Genomic DNA, 220 nt, shown 5'->3' with positions numbered 1-220 from the left:
TTGTGTAAACGTTAAAAACTGATATAAGATTTGTGAATAGTTACAAATGGGCAGAGCTGATTTTCTAGGTTCTGCCCATATCTGCATTATACAGGAGTTTTTGGGCATGTCAATAAGACCTGCCCAAAACAAGCTGGTTTTACAGATTGCGTCCGATCAGACGCTCTTCAAAATAGATTTCAAGCTGGGAGTGGATCTGCCCCCAGTCCTGCCTGTGTCC

It is taken from the genome of Roseburia sp. AM23-20, assembly GCF_003470905.1.
Taxonomy (GTDB): domain Bacteria; phylum Bacillota; class Clostridia; order Lachnospirales; family Lachnospiraceae; genus Roseburia; species Roseburia rectibacter.
Note: the sequence above shows the minus strand (reverse complement) of the source record.